Annotated in this window: 18 protein-coding genes; 11 read left to right on the top strand and 7 right to left on the bottom strand. The window is 39.8% G+C overall.

Annotated features, from left to right (window positions below):
• Positions 1-30 precede the first annotated feature (30 nt).
• Positions 31-2,805, bottom strand: a complete 2,775-nt coding sequence (locus DS2_RS08165) for a response regulator (RefSeq protein ID WP_235188566.1) — start codon at positions 2,803-2,805, stop codon at positions 31-33.
• Between the two features lie 104 nt (positions 2,806-2,909).
• On the opposite strand from DS2_RS08165, the gene DS2_RS08160 reads away from it, so the two are divergent.
• The 7 genes from DS2_RS08160 (at position 2,910) to DS2_RS08130 (ending at position 13,745) form a co-directional block, all read left to right on the top strand.
• Positions 2,910-3,851, top strand: a complete 942-nt coding sequence (locus DS2_RS08160; protein ID WP_035014234.1) for a hypothetical protein — start codon at positions 2,910-2,912, stop codon at positions 3,849-3,851.
• A 72-nt stretch (positions 3,852-3,923) separates the two neighbouring features.
• Positions 3,924-5,006, top strand: a complete 1,083-nt coding sequence (gene gcvT, locus DS2_RS08155) for a glycine cleavage system aminomethyltransferase GcvT (RefSeq protein WP_035014233.1) — start codon at positions 3,924-3,926, stop codon at positions 5,004-5,006.
• A gap of 29 nt (positions 5,007-5,035) precedes the next feature.
• A complete protein-coding gene (gene gcvH / locus DS2_RS08150) occupies positions 5,036-5,425 on the top strand; it encodes a glycine cleavage system protein GcvH (RefSeq protein ID WP_035014232.1) in 390 nt (129 codons plus the stop codon).
• Between the two features lie 327 nt (positions 5,426-5,752).
• Positions 5,753-8,644 (top strand): aminomethyl-transferring glycine dehydrogenase, encoded by a 2,892-nt coding sequence (gene gcvP, locus DS2_RS08145; protein WP_035014231.1) that lies wholly within the window; start codon positions 5,753-5,755, stop codon positions 8,642-8,644.
• A gap of 447 nt (positions 8,645-9,091) precedes the next feature.
• The gene (locus tag DS2_RS19795) at positions 9,092-11,863 is read left to right on the top strand and encodes an SIR2 family protein (RefSeq protein ID WP_051479730.1); all 2,772 of its coding nucleotides are present in this window, start codon (positions 9,092-9,094) and stop codon (positions 11,861-11,863) included.
• A 54-nt stretch (positions 11,864-11,917) separates the two neighbouring features.
• The gene (locus DS2_RS08135) at positions 11,918-13,060 is read left to right on the top strand and encodes a hypothetical protein (RefSeq protein WP_035014230.1); all 1,143 of its coding nucleotides are present in this window, start codon (positions 11,918-11,920) and stop codon (positions 13,058-13,060) included.
• A gap of 190 nt (positions 13,061-13,250) precedes the next feature.
• Positions 13,251-13,745 carry an REP-associated tyrosine transposase gene (locus DS2_RS08130; protein ID WP_035014229.1) on the top strand — a complete coding sequence of 165 codons (495 nt, stop codon included), beginning with the start codon at positions 13,251-13,253 and terminating at the stop codon, positions 13,743-13,745.
• A gap of 19 nt (positions 13,746-13,764) precedes the next feature.
• Here the strand turns inward: DS2_RS08130 and DS2_RS08125 are convergent, their stop codons facing one another.
• The 4 genes from DS2_RS08125 to DS2_RS08110 all read right to left on the bottom strand — a co-directional run bounded on the left by DS2_RS08125 (position 13,765) and on the right by DS2_RS08110 (position 15,681).
• Entirely contained in the window at positions 13,765-14,415 is a 651-nt protein-coding gene (locus DS2_RS08125; protein ID WP_035014228.1) for a zeta toxin family protein, read from the bottom strand.
• A gap of 2 nt (positions 14,416-14,417) precedes the next feature.
• Entirely contained in the window at positions 14,418-14,675 is a 258-nt protein-coding gene (locus DS2_RS08120; RefSeq protein WP_016955354.1) for a hypothetical protein, read from the bottom strand.
• A 116-nt stretch (positions 14,676-14,791) separates the two neighbouring features.
• Positions 14,792-15,247, bottom strand: a complete 456-nt coding sequence (locus DS2_RS08115) for an RES family NAD+ phosphorylase (RefSeq protein ID WP_035014227.1) — start codon at positions 15,245-15,247, stop codon at positions 14,792-14,794.
• On the bottom strand, positions 15,244-15,681 hold the full coding sequence (locus tag DS2_RS08110; protein WP_035014226.1) for an antitoxin Xre/MbcA/ParS toxin-binding domain-containing protein: 438 nt from the start codon (positions 15,679-15,681) through the stop codon (positions 15,244-15,246). The genes DS2_RS08115 and DS2_RS08110 overlap by 4 nt, the downstream gene beginning before the upstream one ends.
• 134 nt (positions 15,682-15,815) lie before the next feature.
• On the opposite strand from DS2_RS08110, the gene yeiP reads away from it, so the two are divergent.
• Positions 15,816-16,382, top strand: coding sequence for an elongation factor P-like protein YeiP (gene yeiP, locus DS2_RS08105; RefSeq protein WP_035014224.1), 567 nt, complete (start codon positions 15,816-15,818; stop codon positions 16,380-16,382).
• 114 nt (positions 16,383-16,496) lie between these two features.
• Here yeiP and DS2_RS20420 read toward each other — a convergent pair whose 3' ends face one another.
• Positions 16,497-16,673: a DUF6435 family protein gene (locus DS2_RS20420; protein WP_152537571.1), complete on the bottom strand. Its 177-nt coding sequence runs from the start codon at positions 16,671-16,673 to the stop codon at positions 16,497-16,499.
• A 320-nt stretch (positions 16,674-16,993) separates the two neighbouring features.
• Here DS2_RS20420 and DS2_RS08100 point away from each other — a divergent pair, with 320 nt between their 5' ends.
• The 3 genes from DS2_RS08100 (at position 16,994) to DS2_RS19790 (ending at position 24,265) form a co-directional block, all read left to right on the top strand.
• Positions 16,994-18,028, top strand: coding sequence for a response regulator (locus tag DS2_RS08100; protein WP_035014223.1), 1,035 nt, complete (start codon positions 16,994-16,996; stop codon positions 18,026-18,028).
• Between the two features lie 61 nt (positions 18,029-18,089).
• Complete coding sequence (locus tag DS2_RS08095; protein WP_035014222.1) at positions 18,090-18,884, top strand: substrate-binding periplasmic protein; 795 nt, start codon at positions 18,090-18,092, stop codon at positions 18,882-18,884.
• Positions 18,881-24,265 (top strand): response regulator, encoded by a 5,385-nt coding sequence (locus tag DS2_RS19790; protein ID WP_051479729.1) that lies wholly within the window; start codon positions 18,881-18,883, stop codon positions 24,263-24,265. Before DS2_RS08095 ends, DS2_RS19790 begins: the two co-directional genes overlap by 4 nt.
• Here the strand turns inward: DS2_RS19790 and DS2_RS19785 are convergent.
• On the bottom strand, positions 24,262-25,386 hold the full coding sequence (locus tag DS2_RS19785) for a peptidylprolyl isomerase (protein ID WP_051479728.1): 1,125 nt from the start codon (positions 25,384-25,386) through the stop codon (positions 24,262-24,264). The genes DS2_RS19790 and DS2_RS19785 overlap by 4 nt on opposite strands.
• Between the last annotated feature and the right edge of the window lie 69 nt (positions 25,387-25,455).

Genomic DNA, 25,455 nt, shown 5'->3' with positions numbered 1-25,455 from the left:
AGCTATATACCAATATTATAACGCTATTAGTTAATTAGACTTGTTTTGTGGGATTGCGGACAATCCAGACGCGACATTATCCATTTCATTGGACAATTTTTCCAGTTGTTCTTCAACATTTACTAATACGCCTTTTTTAAGCTGCGATTCTATGTTGTTGGCAAGTTGGCGAAGATAGGGCACACCCGAGTAGCAAGTCGACCCATGGAATTTATGAATAACCGTTAGCAAGGCTTGTTGATCGTTATTACTGATGGCGGTTTTAATGTCTTGTTCAACACTGTCGAAGGTAGATATCAGCATAGTAAGCATCTCGACAGCCGTTTTATGGTTGTTATTGGCTTTTTCTAATGCAAGTGACCAGTCTATGCCTTGATGAACCTCTGGCTTGGTTGGTTTTTTTGCTGGTTTATCGGCAAAATCAGCAGCACCAATTACCCATTTCGCGACCAACTGGTTAAATTTATCCATATCAATGGGCTTCGCCAAATAGTCATCCATGCCGTTTTTAAGTAAGTTTTCTCTTTCTTCTTTAAACGCATGCGCGGTAAACGCGATAATGGGGGTGGCTCTATTTAATTGACCTTGACGAATGCGAGCTGTGGTTTGTACACCATCCATTTCTGGCATCTGCACATCCATTAAAATAATGTCAAACTCTTCTTGTTCAGCAATTTCACAGGCTGATTTTCCAGATGTGGTGGTGGTGAGCTCTACACGGCCATTGCGTAAAATTGCTGACAATAATTTTAAATTTGTTTCGTTGTCATCCACTGCCAGCATCTTAATTTTAGAACCTGATTGCACAATATTTGTGTTGCTGGTATCTAGGCTATCATCAGCCAACCAAGTCAGCCTGTCGTACTTTTTCCACGCATTTTCAAGTTTTGACAAAGTAAATGGCTTTTCAGTTACTGGCCAGTCACCAAGCATTTTTTTGTGCTCTTCGGGCAACGAGCTATACAAAGGTACCGACAAAACAATCAGTGCACTTGTTTGTTGTTTCGCAGCAAACGCGGCTTGCAGTGGTAATAATTCAAGCGATTCTTCATCTGAATCACTGGCAATAACAATTAAGTCGTAGTTATCGTTTTGGCGTAACTGTGTTTCCCAACCTTCGGTATCACTGTGAATATCAGCGGCGATACCTAATTGCTGGAACAGCTGACGGTATGCTGTGTAAGTGATTGAATGCGGGTCTAAAACCAAGGCTTTATGCAGTTTTTGCAGTTTGTCTATTCTATTTGGTTTTGAGGTGGTAATCGGCAACCGCAAGGTAAATGTCGAGCCTTTGCCCAAAGCACTGTCTATGGTTAATGAGCCACTCATTTTATTAACTAAACCATGAGTGATAGCCAGCCCTAAACCAGTGCCACCATATTTACGTGTTGTGGTCGCGTCGGCTTGGTGAAATGCTTTAAATAGTTTGCTTTGTTTATCCTGGCTAATGCCGATACCTGAGTCTTGTACGTCAACGATTAACATATGTTGGCTTTCAGACTCAGATTGAATTTTGATACGTAAAATTACATACCCTTTTGGTGTGAACTTTATCGCGTTGGATAATAAGTTGGTTAGAATTTGTTTAAATCTGTGTTGGTCACCGATTGCGGCTATTGGCAGAGCATCAGACTCAACCGAGAAAACCAAACCTTTGGCAAAGGCGTCACGTGACATCAATTTAGTGACGTCTTCGACTGTTTGCATCAGGTTGAATGCGGAGTGGTCTAACTCTATTTTACCTGCCTCAATTTTAGAAAAGTCGAGTACGTCATTCACTATTGCAATTAAGTTATCGGCTGATGCGTTTATCGTAGTGACATAGTCTTTGTATGGATCTTCTAACTGGGCTTTTTCTAGCTCTTTGGTAAAACCAACAATCGCATTCAGTGGGGTGCGAACTTCATGACTCATAGTCGCTAAGAATTGCGATTTAACTTTACTCGCCTCTAGCGCTTCTTTTCGAGCGATATCAAGCTCGGCATTTTTCTCTTCAACTAACAATAAATTTTGCTGTAAGTCACGTGTTGCATCTTCAATTTCTGACTCTAATTTGGCTTGATGGTGTTGCAGTTGCGCTGCCATCACATTGATACCATCTTTTAAATCGTTAAACTCGTATTGAACGGGTATATCTAACCTAAATTTTAAGTCGCCACTACCAATACGTTTTACCGCTTGGACAAATGCTTGAACTGGGCGGATAACGCGATTGACCAAAGCTATCATTAAGATGGCGGTTAGAATGGCGGCAATACCAATTAATACAAACAAATTTAAGTTGGTAATGAACCTGTGGTAGGTTTCAGCGGAAAGATCCAACACCAAGACAATATGTCCGATTGCTTGTTGTGTTTGTTGGCTCGACTGCCATTGTGCGGTTTGATTAAAGCTACTGTCAAACGCGTAAATCGGTGAATTAACAATTAAGTTTTGGTTGTTGGGACGATGCAGCTCAGTACCTAAATTACTACTTGTGTGGTAGCTAAAATCAAGATGGGTGTAATTTGCCGCAACAAATAACTCACCAGTATCATCGTAAATTAAAATATTTGATATCGGCAGCGATGAAGTGGCATTAATATCTCGTAATTTACTCTGCAAACCTACTTTGTTTAAACTAATTAAGTTATATTCGCTGGCGTAAGCGATAGAATCAACAAGGTTGACCGCTTGCTCTTCAATTAATTTGTCGCGCTCTATACTGGTTGCGTGCACAATATAACCGCATATCCCTATCGTCATCAGGATGCTTGGAATAATTGCAAAAAAGATTGCGTTAAACAGAATGCTAGGTTTGAACATGTTAACTCTAACGGTTAATGTAAATTAATGAGTTTTTAATGCTACTAACTATAACGTTAAATTTACCTAAAACGGAATAACTATTTTGTGAGTAAAGGGTCATTATGTGGGTAAAACTGACTAAATACTGGTTTATTTTAGTTTTGTGCTGGATTGGTATGCTGCCAGCTTCTGTTTTAGCTGAAAATAATTTGTTTTCGGTCGGTTTTTATTTTCCGCCAAATCAGTTCTCAAAAGCCCAATTTCAATACACGCAGACATTATTAGCCCCCGAAATTGAAATTGTGCCTTTTTACGCTAATCGCAGTGAACAAAAAGATGTATTAGTATCTGGGTATGACAATACCTACCACTTAGTTGCTCATGTTGAAAATGCTCATAGCTTTTTTGCTGTCGTGTTAGGGGTAAATCAAGTTGAAGGAGCAAAATTAGAGCAACTTCGTTGTCATGGAAAGCCGTCATGCACCCCTTGGATCTATATTAATGAGAATGCTTCGTACCAGCGATTAAAGCATTTAGCCAGCGCATTGAATGGTGAACATCAGTTGGTCACGGTAACCAAAGATAAAGCGGCTGCACAACAACTGACCAACCAATGGCCAGAATTAAAGATTATTCAACACAACGACAGTATTAAAGAATTTGAGTTGATAAAGCAGGCGAGTCGCCAAGGTGATGTTTATGTCATGCTACCAGATGATGCATTTTATAATGATGCAACTGGCAGAGTCGTTTTACAGTTTTTGTTTCAACAACGTTTGATTAGTGTCGGTTTTTCCTCAGGTAGTTTTAAAGCGGGTGCTATGGTAGCGAGTTATGCTGATTATTCGAATATGTTGCTGACTGCCAAGCTGAAATTTTTGAATTACCGAATTCCTGAGCAATCTATGTACTTAAATGCTTGTTATCAAGATTATTATATTAACGAGGCATTGCTTGCGCGTGTATACGGCGAGGCTTATACCCACATTGTCGATTCAGATTCTTTGTACCAGTTAGCCAAACAATTAAATGATGACTGCAACAAAAATTTGGATAAAAACTAGGTTTGTTACAACAACTCGGTTATAATTCGCCGCCTAAATTTTGACCCCCACAAAACTGGTTTACAACTCGTTATGACACTCAAAACTGTATTACATGCAAAACACATAGAAGCTGGCGCAAAATTGGTCGACTTTCACGGTTGGGAAATGCCAATTCGGTATGGTTCACAAATTGAAGAACATCAAGTAGTGCGTGAAAAAGCGGGTATGTTTGACGTGTCGCACATGACAGTTGTAGATGTTAAAGGTGCACAAGCACAAGCCTTTTTACAAAAGTTATTAGCCAACGACGTAGCTAAATTAACGGTAAAAGGCAAGGCCTTATATTCAGGCATGTTAAATGAGCATGGTGGGGTGATTGACGATTTAATTGTTTATTATTTCAGCGAAACTGATTATCGTTTGGTTGTGAACTCAGCCACACGTGAAAAAGATTTAGCTTGGTTAAATAAAGTTGCAGCAGACTTTGATGTTAATTTAACTGAGCGTGAGGAGCTTGCAATGATTGCAGTGCAAGGTCCCGAAGCAATTTCAATTGTTGGCAGTTTATTAACCGAAGCACAAAAACAAGCCGTTGCCGGTATGAAACCATTTTTTGGTGTACAAGCTGATGATTTATTTATTGCGACAACTGGCTATACAGGTGAAGCAGGCTACGAAATTTTATTGGCGAATGAACAAGCCGCAGATTTTTGGCAAAAATTATTAGATGCTGGTGTTGCGCCGTGTGGTTTAGGCGCTCGTGATACTTTGCGTTTAGAAGCTGGCATGAATTTATATGGCCAAGACATGGATGAAAATGTGTCGCCATTAGCAGCAAATATGGGCTGGACAATCGCATGGCAGCCGGAAGAGCGCGACTTTATAGGTCGCCAAGCATTAACCGAATACAAAAATAACCAAACTGAAAAATTAGTTGGTTTGGTTATGTTAGACAAAGGTGTACTTCGTGCTGGCAGCAAAATTCGCTGCGAAGCAGGAGAAGGCATAATTACCAGTGGTACCTTTTCACCAACTTTAGGCCACAGCATTGCATTTGCGCGTGTGCCTGTTGCTACAGGTGAGGAAGTTGAAGTTGAAATGCGCAAAAAGTGGGTTACAGTGAAAGTAGTTAAACCTGCGTTTGTTCGCAACGGTAAGTCTTTGTTGAACTAATTTTAAAACTTTTACAGAGGAATATTTTAATGAGCAAGATCCTTCCAGAATTAAAATACACTGACAGCCACGAATGGGTACGTGACGAAGGCAATGGCATTGTGACTATTGGTATTTCAGATCACGCACAAGACTTATTAGGCGACTTAGTTCACGTTGACTTGCCAGATGTTGGTGCGGGTTTTACTGCAGGTGACGAAATTGCAGTGGTTGAGTCTGTAAAAGCAGCTTCTGACGTATATGCTCCAATTGCTGGTGAAGTTGTAGAAGTTAACGAAGAATTAGAAGATTCACCTGAGCTTGTAAACACAGACCCATACAACGATGGTTGGTTGTTTAAATTAAAAGTTGAAGACGAAGGTGAATTAGATTCGTTGTTAGATGCTGAAGGCTACGAGCAAGCATTAGACGACGAATAAAGCCAATTTGTGCTCAGTTACGCATAATAGCTGAGTTTAAATTGTAGAAAATTTGAATTTATAACCTCGAGCTTGTACTCGGGGTTTTTTATTTTTAGTTCAGTGGATAATTTAGGTGCTGCAGGTTGGAAAAGGCTTGCAACTCCAATGTCAATTAAGCCACAGAGCACTGGCATCAGCTAAGGCAATGTTACACAATAGGGATGTTGTGTTAGAGCGTTCCAAGGAGGATTTAAAGCGTTTGGCGTGAAGATGGCAGTGCTCTGGGGCGTGAACACTGAACATAGCAAAAATTAGCAAACTAATTTGATTTAGGAATCCCGATTCATGAGCGAACCTGTATCTTTATCGCAATTAGAAAATAGAGATGATTTTATTCAACGCCATATAGGCCCAGATGCTGCCGAGCAGCAACATATGTTAGCCACAATTGGTGCAACGTCATTGGACGACCTAATCAAACAAACTGTTCCAGAGAACATTTTGATTAACGAGCAAATGGCGTTAGGTGAAGCTCAAAGTGAAGTAGAAGTTTTAAGCTGGTTAAAACAAATTGCCTCGCAGAATCAGGTAAATAAATCATATATTGGTTTAGGTTACTACCCAACGCATACACCAAACGTTATTTTACGTAACGTGTTAGAAAATCCAGGTTGGTACACAGCTTATACGCCTTATCAACCAGAAGTAGCGCAAGGCCGTTTAGAGAGCTTGTTGAATTACCAACAAATGGTTATTGACTTAACAGGTTTAGAAATTGCCAATGCATCATTATTAGATGAAGGCACAGCAGCAGCCGAAGCAATGGCGTTTGCAAAACGTACCAGCAAAAACAAAAAGTCGAACCTATTTTTTATTGCTGATGATGTTCACCCACAAACCATCAATGTTGTAGTAACACGTGCTGAGTTATTTGGTTTTGAAGTTGAAATTGCCCCAGCTGACAAAGTATTAGAGCTAGACGTATTTGGTGCGTTATTCCAATATCCAAATACCTATGGCGACATTAACCCAATTGAAAAATTGATTGCGCATGTAGCTGATAGCAAAGGTATAACCACAGTTGTTACTGACTTATTAGCATTAACTCAATTAAAAACACCAGGTGAATTAGGTGCAGACGTAGCCGTAGGCAGTGCACAACGTTTTGGCGTACCTATGTGTTATGGTGGGCCACACGCGGCATTTTTTGCAACACGTGATAAATTAAAGCGTTCATTGCCGGGTCGTATTATTGGTGTGTCAAAAGACAGCAAAGGCAAACTCGCTTTACGTATGGCGTTGCAAACTCGTGAGCAACATATCCGCCGTGAAAAAGCCAATTCAAACATATGTACTGCACAAGTATTATTAGCCAACATGGCCGCGTTTTATGCGGTTTACCACGGTGCGAAAGGTTTAGACACCATTGCAAAACGCGTTGAGCGCTTAACCTCTATTTTTGTAGAAGGTTTAAAACACAAAGGCATAGAAGTTAAAAATAAAAACTACTTTGATACAGTTGCCTTTGCAACCGACAGCAAAACACAAATTGTTGCGCGTGCACAACAAAAACAAGTTAACTTACGTACCGACTTAGAAGGCGTGGTAGCTGTTAGCTTTGATGAAACTAAAACAGCCAACGACGTAGTAGAGCTATTTGATATTGTATTTGGCGAAGGCCATGGTTTAGACGTTAAAGCGTTAGACAAGGTAATAACAAGCCAACAAACATCAGGCATACCTGCAGAGTACAAACGTACCAGCGAATATTTAACTCATCCAGTATTTAATACCCATCATTCAGAAACTGAAATGTTGCGTTATATTAAATCTTTAGAAAATAAAGATTTAGCCTTAAATCATTCAATGATTTCATTGGGCTCTTGTACCATGAAATTAAACGCAACAGCAGAGATGATCCCAGTAACTTGGCCTGAATTTGCCAATATGCACCCATTTGCGCCAATTGAGCAAGCGCAAGGTTATCAACGTATGATCCGCCAATTGAACGACTGGTTAATTGAAATTACTGGTTACGACGCAATCAGCATGCAACCAAACTCAGGTGCACAAGGTGAGTACGCAGGTTTGTTGGCCATTCGTAAATATCACGAAAGCCGCGGCGACAGCCACAGAAACATCTGTTTAATTCCATCGTCAGCGCATGGTACTAACCCTGCATCAGCACAAATGGCCGGTATGAAAGTAGTAGTAACCGCGTGTGATGCCAAAGGTAATGTAGATTTAGACGACTTACGCAAAAAAGCGGCAGAAGTTGCAGACAACTTATCCTGCATCATGATCACTTATCCATCAACTCATGGTGTATACGAGCAAACCATTCGTGAAATTTGCGACATAGTACATGGCCACGGTGGTCAAGTGTATATGGATGGTGCAAATATGAACGCTCAGGTTGGTGTTACATCGCCTGGCTTTATTGGCTCAGATGTATCGCACTTAAACCTGCATAAAACATTTTGTATTCCACATGGTGGCGGCGGCCCAGGTATGGGACCAATTGGCGTTAAATCACATTTAGCCCCATTTTTACCAAACCACCCAGTAGTACAAATTGACGAGTTAGACCAAGCCAATGGAGCGGTTTCAGCCGCGCCATGGGGTAGTGCAGGTATATTGCCAATTTCTTGGGTATACATTGCATTAATGGGTGCGCAAGGTTTACGTAAAGCAACTGAAGTGGCAATTTTAAGCGCTAACTATATTGCAAAACGTTTGTCTGAACACTATCCAATTTTGTACACCGGCCAAAACGACCGTGTAGCGCACGAATGTATTATTGATATTCGCCCATTAAAAGCGAGCTCAGGCGTAACCGAAATGGACGTAGCAAAACGTTTAATGGATTATGGCTTTCATGCGCCAACTATGAGTTTTCCTGTTGCGGGTACACTAATGGTAGAACCTACAGAATCTGAGCCACTTTGCGAAGTAGACAGATTTATAGAAGCTATGATCGCTATTAAAAACGAAATTGACCAAGTGGAAAAAGGCGTATGGCCGTTAGAAGACAACCCACTAGGCAATGCCCCACATACTATGAGCGATTTAAGCCAAGCTGAATGGAACCACCCATACAGCCGCGAACTAGCAGTGTTCCCAACAGAACAAGCCCGCAACAACAAGTTCTGGCCAACCGTAAACCGCATTGATGACGTATACGGCGACCGTAACCTGATTTGTAGCTGCCCGACAACGGAGAGTTATGCGGAGTAAATTGGTTTTACTTTGTTAAATCACTCAAAAGCGGCTTAACAGCCGCTTTTTTCGTTTTTACCCCGCTTAAATTTTGAACTATTCATACATTTTGTAGGTCTGGTAAGCCAGAGGCGCACCTGACTTTCTGTTACATAAGCCGTAGGCGCATGTAATGTTGTCTGGTAAGTCTGACATTTACTCAGCTTCCGAGTTGCCTTCAATTTTGTTTGCGCGTCGACCAACTCGAAAAATAGCGTCCGATAAATGAAGCTAATGTAGGTTAGATAAACTAAAGGCGCATCTAACGTTTTTTGTTTATGGGTCGTTTGTCTCTATCAAACTCGCAGTTATATTGAACTTGTAGATACAAAAAAACGTCAGTTCAATGTGCTGTTTTTATTGGAATTTTTACGGTTGTGGTATATGGTTTGTTGTGTGCAAAAATAAATTCATCAAGGATGAAATATGTCATCAGCTAAAAAACATCAATTCCCTAAATCTATACTTGCCCACTTAAATAAAATTGCTGAGAGGTTATATGCTGGCAGAGCATCTGTATTGGTTGGCTCCGGGTTTAGCCGTAATGCAAGCAACAATTTCCCTCTCTGGGGAGAATTGGGAGATCGGTTGTATGAGCAAGCACATGGATGCGAGCCAAACGAAGATGCTAAAAGATATTCGAGTTTATTGCGTATTGCAGAAGAAGCTGAAGCGACTATCGGCCGTCCAGCGTTAGATGATTTACTTAGAAAATTGATCCCTGATGAGAGTGTTGAACCGTCTGAATTACACTCAAAACTGCTTGAGTTACCTTGGGTTGATGTATTCACGACCAACTATGATACATTGTTGGAGCGTGCTACTGATAACGTTACAAAACGAAAATATACACCAGTCCACAATAAGCTTGATTTAGCGTCTGCCTGTTCTCCACGAATCGTTAAACTTCATGGTAGTTTCCCGTCACAAAGACCTTTTATTTTAACCGAAGAAGATTATCGTACTTACCCTGAAAAATTTGCGCCATTTGTTAATACAGTTAGGCAATCATTTATGGAAAATACGATTTGTTTAATTGGATTTTCTGGGGACGACCCCAATTTTCTGCAATGGATTGGGTGGCTGAGAGATCAACTAGAGAGCCAAAATACCCAAAAAATTTATTTGATAGGTGTATTTAATTTGACGTCGGCTAGGCAGAGCATGTTAGCGAAACAAAATATTAATATTGTTAACATTGGACTTTGTAGCGGAGAAGACTATAAAGATCATGGCCTTGCTTTAAACAAAGTTATTGAATACTTAAACGATCAAAATGTTTACCACCTCGATTGGCCTCATTCCGATAGCATGACTTTTCCTGAACATCAGAAAATGAATCCAACTGATTCACCTCAAGAGTTTAAAAAATTATTGTCAGTTTGGCAGGAAGCGCGAAAGAATTATCCAGGGTGGTTAATCTTACCAAATGCCAACAGGGAAACACTTTGGTTTCAAACAAATCACTGGGTTCAATTTTTCGAGAGTAAAGAAGGCGATTCTAATTATTTTACGGATGATGAATTAGATATTTTATTAATGGCTGAATTATTGTGGCGTTTAGATAGATGCTTAGTTCCACTCATCTCTGATTTATTGGCCAATACATGCGAGGAATTATTGAAAAAATATGAACCTTTTGAGCAAAAGGTTAGCAAGGCATCAACTAATGGCCGGCCGAATAATATTCATAACAGGGGTTTTAACTGGAAGTTAATTCAAAAAGCATGGTTAGAAGTTTTTCTGTCATTATTTCGATTTTATCGTGAAGATGGGAAACTCGAAGAATGGGAAAAACTTAATGCACAAACAAATGTCTTTTTTGCTTTTTTAAGTGAAGAACAAAAACAATTTGTGTATTACGAAAGATATTTATTTGCTGTTTTCACTTTTGACATCAAAAAAGTTCACGAAGCAATTAAAAGTTGGCAGTCTGCACCAACATTACCTTATTGGCAAAGCAAACGAATTATGGCGCTGGCTGAGTGTGGTGTTCTTGACGATGCAGATAAAAAAGCAAAGTTAGCATTAGCTGCAACAAGAAAAAAGGCGATTTCAGATATTAATGGTTTGAGTTGCTTGTACGCAAGTCATGAGGCCTACCAAATTCTAATCTACAGAAGTTTAAGAGATATTAATCACGATTCATTCAGGGATCCATCGCCAGAAACACCAGAAGAACGTAATCAAATCAAAGAGCTGTTTGTTACACAGCGGCAAAATTCAAGAGATAGTGTTTCCGCGATAGGCGCGTCCACAATAAAGTACGAGCACGAACCTGTCGCTCTTAATCCTGAAGATGATTGGGAAGATTTGTTAGCAAATAAAGAAAAGGGTAATAGTCGTTGTGAAGAATGGAGGCGATTATTGACGGAGGTTCGGCAGAATAATAAAAATCTTGAAAATAAAATACTGCGGGAACGGTGGGATGAGTTACTGGATAAAAGGGTTGATCCTTGGGGGGAAATTAAATTATTCGAATTTAAACTATCTATTTCTGTTGATTCGCCAAGCACAAATACAATTAAACCAAGTTTCGATATTGGTAGGCAAACATCAAGCTCTCATCATAATAATGGTTACGGTTCTCTGGTAAAGGCTACTTCAATCCTACGTTTTTCTGAAGAAATAGGTTTACCCTTTGCTGTTAAAAATTGGCATTTGAACACTAAAAAAAGCGCAGAAAATAGTTTGAAATTCATTCAAAAAGATTTGCCGTTTTGGACTATTGCAACTTTAGTGCGAACAGGTGAATTAAAGGTTGTAGATAATTTATTCAGTCGAGAGTTTATATTCGCCTTTCCAACGGGTGAAATTGATTTGCTCATTAACCAATGTATACAAGCACTGAATGATTCGGCAGCAGAGCTCAGTTTGTTGGTCGATTACAGCCAGTCCAATTTAGCATCTCGTTTGGCAAAAATTTTACCAGAGGTAGTTTCAAGGCTGTGCTGTAAAGCGAGTTACAATACGAGAATTGAAGTGTTAGATTTTGTGGTAAAAACGTATAAATCTTCCCACAAACGAAGATATATGAACTTTGGACATTTGGTTAGGCGTTTAATTGAATCTTTTACGGATATTGAACAATATCAATTGATTCCGAAGCTACTGGAAATCGATTTTCCAGAAGATATAAATCCAAGAACCGAAGACGATTTTTTCAATCCGTTTTTGAGATTGAATATTAAAAAGTAGGCCCTATCAGATGAAAGCTCGTTAGGGCTTGATAGAGATAAAATTCGCACATTATTGGATAATTTAACTACAAAAAATCAAGCAAAGCGTGAATGGGCAATAGCAAGCTGTGACACTTTAATTTCGCTTGATTTACTTAATAGTGAAGAGCAGAACAAATTTGCAGATGGTTTATACCAACAAACTGATAAATTTGGTTTGCCTGAAAAATCTATTTACTACAGATTTGCATATTTAAACTTACCTAAACCTCAAGATGTCGATACTTTGGCAAATTTTAAAAAGTATATTTATACCGAGACTTTTCCCATTAGAGGTAAGGAAAATGGGTTTAGTTTGTTAGGTGGCAAAATTAGTTTGTTAGATGAGATAGCTGGTGCAAGTCGCCCTCATATAAACATCTGGGGGCAAGACGATATCAAATATTTTGCGCATAAATTGATTGAGTGGTGGGATACAGACAAACAATGGGTCGAACAAGAAAAAAATGAGCCAAAAGAACGGTATTTGTTTTTTGGGGGTGACAAAGAGTTTAATCTGAGATTCAACGAAGTAGTCAAAATTCTTAGCTCGGTAGTCTTACCAAAATTAGATAATAATGAGCAAGCAATAATTCTAGAATTAACCCGCATAATAGTAGGAATGGAAGAGCTAGGTATAAATACCTTAAAGGCTGAAGCTGCGTTTTGTGATTTAAAACCAGAAAGTGTTGATATTGTTTTAAATAAAATTGAAACAAATATGCTGTCATGTGATATCGAAGTTCAAAGAGATGCACTTCTAGCGATTCCAGTTATGTTAAAAACTCAAAGCGGTAAGGAATACCAAACAGACTTAACTGAAATGTTGGGGCAATTTATTACTTGGAATAATACAAACATGCTTACGCAAGCTCTTTGGGTTGTAATTGATATCGTAAAAAATAATCCTCAATCGTTTACCTCAAATTTAGATAAAAAAGTTCAAAATAGATTGTTGAGATTATTGACCGAGACGAATCCGAGTACTCAAGAGTTAAATATCGAGTTTGAATTTAAAATAAATTTAAGAAGCTGTGCCGTAAGGTTGGCTTCTGCGTTGAAAGACTATTATTCACTCAAAAATATGACTATACCGAACGTTGTTAATGATTGGTTTGATATATCTAAATCTGACATTGAATTTTCGGAAGTTAGGAATGCCTGGGAGAAATATTAAATTTCGCTCAAGGGGAGCTGGGCCAAGCAGTTACAAGTGGTGTTTTGTTCTAAGTGGGAAGTGAGCTCAAGATAAGACGGCTGTTCAGTGAACGGATGCCAATCTTCGACTCACCTCAAAATTGTCAGGTGCGCCTCTGGCTTACCAGACCTACAATAGGATGTGGCAAAGATAAAAATGGAGGGCAGGGATGCGGTATAGAAGGATGTATGTGGAAGGTGGGTCATATTTTTTTACGGTGAGTTTGCAGGATAAAAAGAGTCAGTTGCTGGTTGAGCAAGTGGATTTATTGCGTGAGGCGGTACGTCGAGTAAAGCAGCAGAGGCCGTTTACAATTGAAGCTTGGGTGGTGTTGCCAAATCATTTACATGCAGTCTGGACTTTGCCTGAAGGGGATTGTGATTATTCTGGGCGTTGGCGCGAAATCAAAAAACGATTTCGCTATCTTTTATCTAAATCGGAAATGTCATCTGGCACAAGATCACATTTTACTGATAGCCCAATCTGGCAAAAGCGGTTCTGGGAACATACCATTCGTAATGAGGCTGATTTGATCAACCATATCAATTATGTACATATTAATCCGCTAAAACATGGTTTGGTTTGTCAGGTAAAAGACTGGCCCTATTCGAGTTTTCATCGTGCTGTGGCTGATGGGTATTATTCAATAAATTGGTGCGGTTAAACATCAGGCCACCATAGATTTACGAATACTCAATCAACCTCAGTAAATCCTTATCCCACTTGCTTAGTACATATTCTTGAAACCAAATTGGGGCAATTTGGTTGTATCTCGATTGGTCTATTTTTAATAGGTTATTTTCTGATTTTTCGGCAAATAATTCTTGGGTAAACGAGTTGTCAAAAAAGTAAGCTCTGTGGCAAATTGAAGCCATTTCAAATAGCTGCTCTAGGCTAGCAAAATAGCGCTTTACAATTTTGTCGGTTGGTACAGGGTGGCCTCCTGTTTTAACTCGTGCAGAAACACGCTCAATATTGACGTCAGGGTCGTTAATGCAAGTGTAGTACAGGTAAGTTTTAAAGCCTTTGGAGTTTGCCGTTTTAATATAGTCGAGGTGGCTCGCATGGCTCATCACAGATTCATAGGTTAAAGATAAACCCTGTTCTAAATACTTGTCACGCAACCCTACACATATATTTTGTGCTGCTTTATATCTATCATCGTCAATAAGTGGCTTGGCAGAATTTGTTGGTTTGAAGCCTTTTAAAGTGTCTGCGACGTCATCTGGGTTTATATATTGGCCAAAATGTACGTCTTGGTGTTGTTGAAGCGTTTTGAAAAGGGTCGTTTTACCAGAACCATTCGGCCCTGCAATTAATCTTACTCTAGGCATGTTTAGCCAAGTTGAAGAGGATGGAAGGTTGCAGGTGTTGAAGTTGATTTGCGTTCAACCTTTGTTTTACTGCCATCTGGCGCAATTTTTACCACACTACCGTTCTCAATTACAGTTATTGCAACACCTTGTTGTTTAGCCAGTTTTTGTGCGGCTACAGAGCCGTAATGGGCATAGGTACTAAGTTTTTTCCAATCACCTAACGCATTTTTTTGACTGCGGCTTACCTTAGCTTTTTTATTCACAATTACGTTTGGCATTGAGACACCCTCAGTGTTTAACTTTGAATTGATTTTAACACAACTTCCATTTAGTACTAGGCTAAAGTTTATTCAGTTTTCAGAGGTGTCTGGAGAGGCGTATCAGTAGCTATGGCTCAAACCAATCTTGAATCTATACTAATTTCAATTTCTTCAACTGACGCTAACACAGTTTTCATTGCTGGATGTAAGGGGTTTATTAAATAGTTATATTCACGCGGTACGATTACGCTTGGTACTTGTAAGGCTAAACTCTTTCCACTTTTGAGCCACTGATCACCAATTACGGCTGTTTGTGCTGGTGCAGGCTCTGCTTGCCAATTTTTAGGTAGTGTACCTAATGTCATTATTTCTGTAGTTGGAAGTTTTGATTTTAGCAGGGTGTATGAGTTTAAAATTGCATCTGATTCCAAGTGAACCAGAATTTCCAACAAGGCTAAAGATTCACTGCTTGCAGCATAAATACAGGCTTTGCCTTTGTTATTCCAACGGCCGCCAAATAAACGTGCGCCTTCACCATCAAAAGCTGAAGCTGCCCATTTCTTTTTAACAATTCTATAGATGGCTATCACGCAAATACGCCGTGTTCTAGTCGTCCGATTAGGTCTAACACAGCTTCGCTCTCAGCGCTGGTGCCTAACATTTCAATCGGCTTTTTTCCACCTAAGCCTTTAACTGGGCGTTTAAGCCATTGATTAGCGGCCGTAAGGTCACCTTCAAATAATTCAACCGCGGCGTTCACCACTTCGGTGAAGCGGTAAAACTTATCGCTTTCTTCACGATTAAAATGTCCCGCTTTTGCCCGCCTTGCCAATGTAGCAGGTGCCAAATGAATAACATTGGCAATTTCTTTTTTATCTAACTGAGTTAACTCTGATATTTGTCGAAAAACATCAAATGATAATCCTTTGTTGAGTGCTGCGTACAATTCATTCCCACGTGGTGGAATACCTACACTGTCCCAAACGCTCGTTGTTTCTTCAATAATTGGATTAAATTGATTCATAGATGCACTCCTATCAAATGATAGATTTTAATATATCACATGATGTAAAAAAATCTAACTAAACTCTACTTGGCGACGCTTACGCTTTCTGCTAAATTCGCGAAAATTTTCTATAAGCGTTTAAGGGCTTAGTTATGCCAAAGGCAAGTGAAATTAAAAAAAATATGGCCATCGAGTTTGATGGTGGTGTGGTAATTGTTCGAGATATTGAGCGCTCTGTGCCACAAGGTAGAGCTGGTGGAAGTTTGTACCGTATGCGCATGTACAATGTGGTTACGGGTGGCAAAATTGACCATACATTTAAAGCCGAAGATATGCTGAATGTGGCTGATTTAGCGCGTCGTCCTGTGACTTTCTCTTATATGGATGGTGATGAGTTTGTATTTATGGACAGCGAAGACTATACGCCGTACCACTTAAATAAAGAGACCATTGAAGAAGAAGCTAAATTTATTGCTGACGATACCCAAGGTTTGGTTGTGGTATTGGTTGAAGGCAACCCAGTAATGGTTGAATTACCACCGAGTGTTGAGCTAGTGATTACTGAAACCGCACCATCAATTAAAGGTGCATCTGCTAGTGCACGTACTAAACCTGCTACTTTGACCACAGGTTTGGTTATTCAAGTACCAGAGCATATTTCTACTGGTGACCGGGTAAAAGTGAACACTGAAGAAGTTCGTTTTATGGGTCGAGCATAAAGTTTGCTAAAACTAAAGCGACGCAATGTTGCTTTAGTTGTTTTCCCGCATATTTTATATTGCGTTTTATTTATTTCACACAAAAGTCTACTTTGCTTGTTTAACGGTTTATACTTACTGGCTCGAATTTTTTAGCTGTTCAATTTCTTCAGCTATTTTCTCTGCCTCTGCGGTTAGCATGGCATAAGACCTGATGTCCCCATTTCTTTGCGCCCACATCGCTTGTTCAAGTTTAGCTGCATATAGTTTATTCAGTTTTTTGATTGGATCTTTTTTGAAAAATGACAACATATTTAATGTCCTGCTTATAATTTGTTAGTTGTTATTAGTACGGTGTGCAGGTGGTTTAGGTTTAATTGTTATAAGCGAAAGTGTCGCAATGTGACTTTCGTTCTGTTTGTAACTACCCATGGTCATTTTATCGTCATATCCATCAGTTAGAAGATTACTATAATCTACAAAATCTGCTAATCTTTGTGTGGGCAGGGTGAAAATTGCACTTTAAATAGAGATGTATAGCTCGAATTAAAGTTCAAGCACCGCTTCGCTGTGTTGGGCCCAACTGACTTAACTAATTGCTTTAGTTAGTGGTTTTTGTATGGAGACGCATTATGACAGAACAAACCAAAGCAACCATATTAGTGGTAGACGATACACCTGACAATATTGCAATACTCTCAGGTATACTTAAGCATGAATATAAGATAAAAGCCGCCTTAACTGGCAAACTAGCGCTACAAATTGCCCAAGGACAAGACAAACCCGACTTAATATTACTTGATGTCATGATGCCAGAGATGGATGGTTACCAAGTATGTCAAGCGTTAAAGTCAAACCCTGCTACCGCGCATATTCCAATTATTTTTGTTACTGCAAAAACTGAAACGCAAGACGAGCAACATGGATTCGAATTAGGAGCAGTCGACTACATCACTAAGCCTGTTAGCCCAGCAATTGTATTAGCGCGCGTTCACTCGCAATTGTCGTTATATAATCAATCTCGCCATTTAGAAGCTTTAGTTAAAGAACGAACCCGTGAATTAAATGAATCTCGTATCGAAATTATTCGTAGGCTTGGTCGCGCTGCCGAATATAAAGACAACGAAACTGGTACACATGTTATTCGTATGAGTTGGTTTGCACGTTTTCTGGCTGAAGCAATGGGTCAACCAGAAGAGTGGTGCGAACTTTTGTACAATGCAGCGCCGATGCACGATATTGGCAAAATAGGTATTCCTGATCGCGTTTTATTAAAGCCAGGAAAATTAGATGCCGAAGAGTGGGCCATTATGCAAAAACACACGCAATATGGCGTTGATATTATCGGAGACCACCCGTCACCCATACTGCAACTAGCACGAGAAGTTGCTTTAACCCATCATGAAAAATGGAATGGCAAAGGTTATCCATCTGGCTTGGTTGGAGAAGATATTCCATTGTCTGGTCGTATTGTCGCAATTGCTGATGTATTTGATGCATTAACCAGTGAGCGTCCCTACAAAAAAGCTTGGTCAGAAGAACAAGCTATCGCTTTGTTGCAAGAGGAAGCTGGCCAGCATTTTGACCCTCAACTTGTTCCATTATTTATTGAATGTTTGCCTAGAGTTCGTGAAATTCAGCAAAAGTATAAAGATCAAATAGACTAATTTGTTTAATTAACTAAGCATTAAACGTGGTTAAACAAATAGCAAAAACAAGGTGAAGACAATGCGTTACTGGGTTAGCTTTTCACTAAAGCTTGTAATGATTTTTTCAGTACATTTGGCCGTTGCAAATGATAAGGTTAAAACCCTGCGTGTTGGGGCACCGCAAGACTTCCCACCTTTTTATTACGTGGATAACAACGGCGTATTCAAAGGGGTATCGTACGAGGTATTTAGTTTAATTGCTAACCAATTGAATTACCAAATTGAGCTGACTCGATATCCGAATATGCGTTTGCTGCTGGCTGAATTAGAAGCTGGCCAGCAAGATGTGGTGATGAATTTGTCGGCTACCGATGAACGCAACAAAATAGCGCTGTTCACGAAAACGCCACACATTTATGAAACTCAAGACTTAATTGTTCGTGCGGACAGTTCGGTGGCATACACAGGCCAATTATTGCAGCTTGCGCCCTATAAACTAGGTGTTATATACGGCTGGACTTATGGTGACCAGTTTGACACCGCCAAATATCTTAAAAAGCGATTTGTAAACGATTCGCAAGAGCAGCTAAGAGGTTTATTTGCAGGCCGTTATGATATTGCCCTTAATAATCAACATTTCTTTCGCAAGCTGTCGGATAAATTGGGGTTGAATAGTGCATTTAAAGTATTAACGCCCAGCATTTATAAGTTGCCCGTTTCTATCGCAGTTTCTAAAAAACATCCACAGGCAGAGGCGTTAATCAAACAAATTGAACAACAAGTGCAAGTTTTAATAAAAACGGATGCTTATAAACAAATTTTACAGCGCAATGGCTTTAAGTATGAGTCTGTGATTTTGGGAGATGCGCTATGACTGGAAAAAATAGCCACTTGTGTAAATTTTTAGGGTTTATTGGATTAACCGTCTCTGTGTTGTTAGTTGGTTTAACCAAGGTAGCTGCGGTACAAAAAAACCAAACTCAAGACTATATTCATTTTGTTGAATTAACTTCAGAAGTTAAATTGCAAGAAGAGGTTCTAACCAGCTCATTAGTCACCTACGCTTACACAGGCGATGAAAAATGGCAGGAAAAATATGCTGGTGCCGTACAAAAGCTAGCGCAATCTTTGGTTGATTTAAAGCTCATTCTTAACAATCAATACGCTGGGTTGTATCAGTCTTTGCTCGATGTGAATCAAGCTTTATATAACCACGAGCACTTGGTTATTGCTCAAGTGAAACAACAACAATTGACTGTTGCACGTGGCTTGTTAAATCAAGCTAATTACAAAGCTGATAAACAAGCGTTTTCTCAAATACTGAGTCAGTTGGTGGAGCAATTTGAGAACGCCTTTAGTGTAATTGAGCCAAACAAAAAATTAAATTTAACCGTACAGCAAAAAAATTGGTTGTTGCAAAACAAGCATATGCGAATTGGCGTTGATCCAGATTGGCGACCTTTTGAGTTTGTTGATCTTGCTGGACAACATCAGGGCATTATCAGTGACTATCGAAAGATAATAGAACAAAAACTCAATATTAACTTTCAGGTTGTTGACGCTGATTCGTGGGAAGATGTTATGAGCATGGCCAATGCTCGTCAGATTGATGTCATACCTGGATTAGCTAAAACGCCACAGCGGAGTGAAAACTTACTTTTTTCTGATCCTTATTTAAAAATTCCGACTGTGTTGGTTACTCGCCGAGAGGTTCCAAAGATTAAAGGGTTGGCCAATGTTAGAGCACTTAAAGTTGGCGTTGTAAAGGGCTATGCCAATACCGAGTGGGCGCAAGCGCAATACCCTGATATTAACTACGTATTTGTTGATTCGATAAGCAAGGGTTTAAAAGCCGTTTCTGAATCGCAGTTAGACGGGATGCTTGCCAACAAACTCAGTGCAATCGAAAGAGTAAATGCATTGGCGTTAACAAATTTAAAAGTTAATTTTGATACTGAATTTGTTTTTGAAGTAGCTATGGGGGTGCGTAAAGACTGGCCTGAGCTAGTTGAAATTCTCAATTTAGTGTTGGCTACAATCACGCCTGTTCAACGCGAGCAAATCCGCAGAACTTGGCTAACTAAGCAATTAGAAGAGCAAGTCGTTTTATCAGACATTAAAAATATTCAACAAGGTCATGAATTTCCACTCGTGCAGTTGGTTGTTATCACCCTAGGTTTAGCAGTGGCGTTTCTTGTTCTAGCTTTGTATTTAAGCAAAAACAGTGGTGAGGTTTTGTCGTTTTTTCAGTCGGGCAGGTTGCGAATGTTTGCTATGTTGTCTCTGGCTGCAGTGTTGGTGGTGGTATTTGCTCTGACTTGGAACTCGCTGCAGCGCGAGGAAAGTATTGCCAAACAACGAACAGGACAAACATTAACAACTGTACTTAGGTCTACACATGCGACTTTAGATAACTGGGTTAAAGATAGGCTTAGATTAATATCTTTAATTGCCAGTGAATCTTCATTGAATACCTTGTTTTCTGAGGCTACTCGAGCGAGTGAAGAACCAAGCGCATTATCCGATTATCGCTCTTTACTTGAGCTGGATGATTTAAACGCCAAAAATTGGAAGATTTATATGCTGTTAACAGATGGAACAGCCGTATTTAAAGGCACGCCATCATTTACGCATATTCAAAGCCAAATAAACAAGGTTGTGTTTGGTGGCCGCCCGTTATTTTTACCTCCTACTCGGCGTTCACCACAAGACCCTGCTTATTTATACTTTGCAGCACCTGTATTGGACTATTCTGGCAAAGCCATAGCGGCTGTGGTGGCTGAAATTGATCCGAATGAAGAGTTTTCAAACATTTTTAAAAACGGGCGGATAGGTCAAACTGGTGAAACCTATGCGATAAATCAAGCTGGTTATTTAATTAGCGAAAGCCGCTTTAATGATGAATTGATTGCTAGATCACAGCTCCAACCTGCTCAATCGAGTTTACTGAATGTCAGAGTTGCCAACAACTCGGAACTGACTGTCGCGGCTCAACAGGTTTTATATGGCACTAGCAATGTTCGAACTGAAACTTATGTAGATTTTAGAGGAAAACCCGTCTTTGGTGCATGGGTGTGGAATGATGAACTTAAGTTAGGGGTTATCTCTGAAATAGATGAGCAGGAGGCAATGCAAGCCTTTAGCATTTCGCGTAATACCCTGTATTCAGTGTTAGGCGTTACGCTATTTTTGTCATTTAGTTTAATGGCGATCAACGCATGGGTTGCAGAGCGTGCTAACCGTTCTTTATTGAAAGCCCGCGATGAATTAGAAGAAAAAGTTAATGAACGCACTGCTGATTTAACTAAAAGTCAAACGCAACTGTATAACTTAATTGAGTCTGCGCCTGATCCTATGGTAGTCACCAATGCCAAGGGGGCGATATCTATTGTGAATCGGCGAGCCGAAGAAATGTTCGGCTATGAGCGCGCTGAATTGTTGGGGCAAAACGTTGAAATACTAATGCCAGCAGAATACCGCCAAGCGCATGTAAGCTATAGAGCAAGCTATTTAAAACGTCCCGAATTCAGAGGGATGCGGCAAAACCGCAACTTAGAAGCATTGACTAAAACAGGTCGGTTGATTCCAGTTGAGATTAGCCTTAGCCCGATTGAATCGGACGAAGGTTTATTGGTTGCAAGCTCTCTTCGCGACATTACCGACCGTAAAGCGGCTGAAAAAGCCATTGCTGAAAGTAGACAGCTATTGCAAACCGTTATTGATAATTCGCCGGCGCTTATCTATTTAAAAGATTTACAGGGCCGTTATATGCTGGTGAATAAAGAATGGAGAAAGATAACTAAGTTAGATTTAGATGATTTAGTCGGCCTTACCGACAAACAGCTCTTCCCAGCAAAAATAGCGGATAAATTCATCGAAAATGACCTTAAAGTTGCACAAAGTTTAGAAACATTGCAAACAGAAGAGACGTTGACGCGTGAAGATGGACGAGTGGAAATATTTATGTCGTATAAATTTCCTGTGCATGATGCCGATGGAAATTTAATGGCGGTAGGCGGAATTTCGACCGACATTACCGAGTTAGTGCAAGCCCGAGAATATGCGAATCAGGCGAATCAAGCAAAGAGTGACTTTTTGGCGAATATGTCACATGAAATTCGTACACCAATGAATGCGATAATAGGTATGAGTCATCTCGCATTGCAAACTGATTTAGATCAAAAACAACGAAGTTACATTGATAAGGTCCACCGCAGCGCCGAAGCGCTATTGGGCATTATTAACGATATTTTAGATTTTTCAAAAATCGAAGCTGGCAAACTCAACATCGAAAAAGTTCCGTTTAGGCTAGAGGATGTCCTTGATGATTTAACCAATTTAGTTGGTTTAAAAGCAGAAGAAAAAGGCATTGAATTACACTACAGTGTTGCAGCTGATATGCCATTAGCATTAATTGGTGATCCGCTAAGGTTAGGGCAGATACTGGTCAATTTGGGTAATAACGCGGTCAAATTTACCGAAACTGGCGGTGAAGTGGTTGTCAGCTTGTGGGCAGAAGACGTTGAACAAGAGCAAATTGTATTAAATTGCTGTGTAAAGGACACAGGTATCGGCATGAGTGCCGAGCATCAAAACAAACTGTTTCAATCGTTTTCACAAGCTGATAGCTCGACTACCCGTAAATACGGTGGTACTGGCCTAGGCCTAACAATTTGCAAAAAACTTACTGAAATGATGAATGGCGAAATTTGGGTTGAAAGTGAGTTAGGCCACGGTAGTGAATTTTGCTTTAAAGTGTTAATAGACAAACAAAAAAATGCACAAAATAATTATAGTGTTGATTCTGCTCGGTTGGGAGCGTTACGTATTCTAGTAGTTGATGATAATGCAACTGCACGTGATATTTTTACCACCATGCTTACAGGGTTCGGTTTTAGAGCGGAACAAGCGCAAGATGGTCATGATGCGTTAGCGATATTGCTAAATACAAGTGAAGCAGACCCATTCCATTTGGTTATTATGGATTGGAAAATGCCAGGGATGGATGGCGTTGCAACCGCGCAACAAATTCAAGCCAAGCTTAGTTATGTACCTTCAATTATTATGGTGACGGCATATGGCAAAGAAGATGCGATTGATGCGGCATCAGAGCTAGATATCAAGGGCTTTTTAACTAAACCCATCACGCCTTCAAGCATGTTAGATGAAATTTTATTGGCAATGGGTAAAGAGGTCGCTCGCCCTGCCAACACAGACACAACCGATGAGTTGGCAAAACAAGCCGCTGAAAGTTTACAAGGTGCGAAAATTTTATTGGTAGAAGACAATGAAATGAACCAAGAGCTAGCGGTTGAGCTATTAAATCAAAACCATATATCGGTAGAGTTGGCAAACAATGGCCAAGAAGCCGTCGATATGTTGGATAAACAAGTTTATGACGGTGTATTAATGGATTGCCAAATGCCGATAATGGATGGCTATACTGCAACGCGAATCATTCGTGAAAAAGCGAAATTCAAAGACTTCCCAATTATCGCAATGACTGCGAATGCAATGGCAGGCGATAGGGAAAAAGTGATTGATGCAGGCATGAATGATCATATCGCTAAGCCTATCAATGTTGATGATATGTTTATTGTGATGGCCAAGTGGATAAAGCCGGCTAAGCCAATCAAAGGGCAGGGGCCAGTTGTTATTGAAAATGACGACAGCATCAGCGTGCCCGAAATAGAGGGGATTGATAGCACCAAAGGGTTAGCCACTACTCAAGGCAATAAGAAATTATATTTGAAGCTATTACAGAGCTTTTACAACAACAGCAAAAACTTTGAACAAGAGCTAACACAAGCGATTGACGCGGATAATGTTGATTTAGCTAAAAGGTTAGTGCATACGCTCAAAGGTACTTCAGGCAATATTGGTGCAGAACAAACTCACCGAGCAGCAAAAAGCTTAGAAGAGGCAATATCCAGTTCTGATGCAGCGCTTGAGGTACATAAGCAAACGCTTTTACAAGCACTTAATAAAGTATTGACTGCTATATCTGCTGCTGATTTGACGACTGAAAAACAAGTGCAAAACTTTGATGAAGAAAAAGTTGCAGAGTTAATGGCGGAGTTAGAGTCGGCTATCGCTGATTTTGACACTTCAGCGGTCGATGTTGTAGAACAGTTGCTTCCAATGTTTGCTGGAAGCAACCAAGAGGCTTTGTTAGCAGAGTTGGCACAAGCAATAAATCAATTTGACTTTACCGCAGCACAAGCTTTGCTGGCCGAGTTTAATCAGGGGGACTAATTAAACTTTTTTCTAAAACCCAACAAGCCAAGTGCGGCTAAAATAAAACCAAATGAGAATGAGCCGCCAGAGCTTTCTTTTTTCGCTGCACTTTCTGCTATGCTTAATTGACTGCTAATGGTCGTTGCTTCACTTAATACTTCTTGATAGGTGTCAACCATTTGGTTGCGGTAATCAATAATCGTTAGTACTGATTCACCATTGGTTTGGCCATTTTTAGCATCGGTTAAAATGTCTTCCGCTTTTGTTTGAAGCGTGTCTAAAGCGCTTAATGCTACTTCAATTTTTACCACTGCGGCTGAAGCTGTTTCACCTTTTTCATCAGAAATCGCTGCGGCTGCAGTTTGTGCTGTTTTGGCTAATGCTAGGTTATTTTCAGATGTCTCAATAAGCGTTTCAATTGCTGCTATACCGTCTTCAATGGTATCGATATTTTCTTGATAAATTAATGTGTTCGCAACAGGTTGCAAGTCATCAGCTGTATCTTCTGCAGAATCTAACACTTCAATATCACTAATAATAACTAGATATTCAGTTTCAATAGAGTTTGCATCGTCTGGTACATTATCTAATGGAATTGTGTCAAACGGACTGCCTGCATTATAAATTTCTAGCGCATTAATTTTTTCAACAATATCCATACCTTCAGTAACTTGACCAAAAACGGTAAAACCGCTGGCTTGAAGGTCTAGGTTTTCTACGTTGTCGTCATTTAGGTTGATAAACCAGCCTGAAGTTGCACTGTGCTCCTGGCCTGTTTTCGCCATCGCAATTGTGCCTTTAACGTTTGACCATAAAGGTTCGTTCTCAACTACCTCGCCTGATTCAATCGAATTAAACTGAGGTTTAGTTTGTTCACCTTGCATGCTCCACGAGTAGCTGCCGGCTTGTACAATAAAGTCTTTTACTGAACGATGAAATACTGAGTTATCGTAAGAATCGTCATTTACATATTGCAGGAAATTTTCGACCGTTTTAGGAGTAGTTTGGTCAAATAAATTTACTGTGATATCACCTTGGTTGGTTTTTATTTTGACTATGGTTGCGAATGCTGAGGTAGATAAAATAGAAGCGCTTAACAAAGATATTTTGGCAAAGTTTACGATTGATTTGTAATTCATAAGTAAAAACTAAGTTATTAAAATTAAAGAACGGCTAGATTAGAGCATCTGTAGTAGAAAGGCCAGTAA

Source organism: Catenovulum agarivorans DS-2, from assembly GCF_000568405.1.
Classification (GTDB): domain Bacteria; phylum Pseudomonadota; class Gammaproteobacteria; order Enterobacterales; family Alteromonadaceae; genus Catenovulum; species Catenovulum agarivorans_A.
This window is presented reverse-complemented; position numbering and strand designations above follow the sequence as displayed.

Coding starts and splice junctions, on each gene's coding strand:
- DS2_RS19785 (WP_051479728.1), bottom strand. CDS start 25,386: ATGAATTACAAATCAATCGTAAACTTTGCCAAAATATCTTTGTTAAGC.
- yeiP (WP_035014224.1), top strand. CDS start 15,816: ATGCCAAAGGCAAGTGAAATTAAAAAAAATATGGCCATCGAGTTTGAT.
- DS2_RS08120 (WP_016955354.1), bottom strand. CDS start 14,675: ATGCCAAACGTAATTGTGAATAAAAAAGCTAAGGTAAGCCGCAGTCAA.
- DS2_RS08130 (WP_035014229.1), top strand. CDS start 13,251: ATGCGGTATAGAAGGATGTATGTGGAAGGTGGGTCATATTTTTTTACG.
- DS2_RS08160 (WP_035014234.1), top strand. CDS start 2,910: ATGTGGGTAAAACTGACTAAATACTGGTTTATTTTAGTTTTGTGCTGG.
- DS2_RS08165 (WP_235188566.1), bottom strand. CDS start 2,805: ATGTTCAAACCTAGCATTCTGTTTAACGCAATCTTTTTTGCAATTATT.
- gcvT (WP_035014233.1), top strand. CDS start 3,924: ATGACACTCAAAACTGTATTACATGCAAAACACATAGAAGCTGGCGCA.
- DS2_RS20420 (WP_152537571.1), bottom strand. CDS start 16,673: ATGTTGTCATTTTTCAAAAAAGATCCAATCAAAAAACTGAATAAACTA.
- gcvP (WP_035014231.1), top strand. CDS start 5,753: ATGAGCGAACCTGTATCTTTATCGCAATTAGAAAATAGAGATGATTTT.
- DS2_RS19790 (WP_051479729.1), top strand. CDS start 18,881: ATGACTGGAAAAAATAGCCACTTGTGTAAATTTTTAGGGTTTATTGGA.
- DS2_RS08110 (WP_035014226.1), bottom strand. CDS start 15,681: ATGAATCAATTTAATCCAATTATTGAAGAAACAACGAGCGTTTGGGAC.
- DS2_RS08125 (WP_035014228.1), bottom strand. CDS start 14,415: ATGCCTAGAGTAAGATTAATTGCAGGGCCGAATGGTTCTGGTAAAACG.
- DS2_RS19795 (WP_051479730.1), top strand. CDS start 9,092: ATGTCATCAGCTAAAAAACATCAATTCCCTAAATCTATACTTGCCCAC.
- DS2_RS08100 (WP_035014223.1), top strand. CDS start 16,994: ATGACAGAACAAACCAAAGCAACCATATTAGTGGTAGACGATACACCT.
- gcvH (WP_035014232.1), top strand. CDS start 5,036: ATGAGCAAGATCCTTCCAGAATTAAAATACACTGACAGCCACGAATGG.
- DS2_RS08095 (WP_035014222.1), top strand. CDS start 18,090: ATGCGTTACTGGGTTAGCTTTTCACTAAAGCTTGTAATGATTTTTTCA.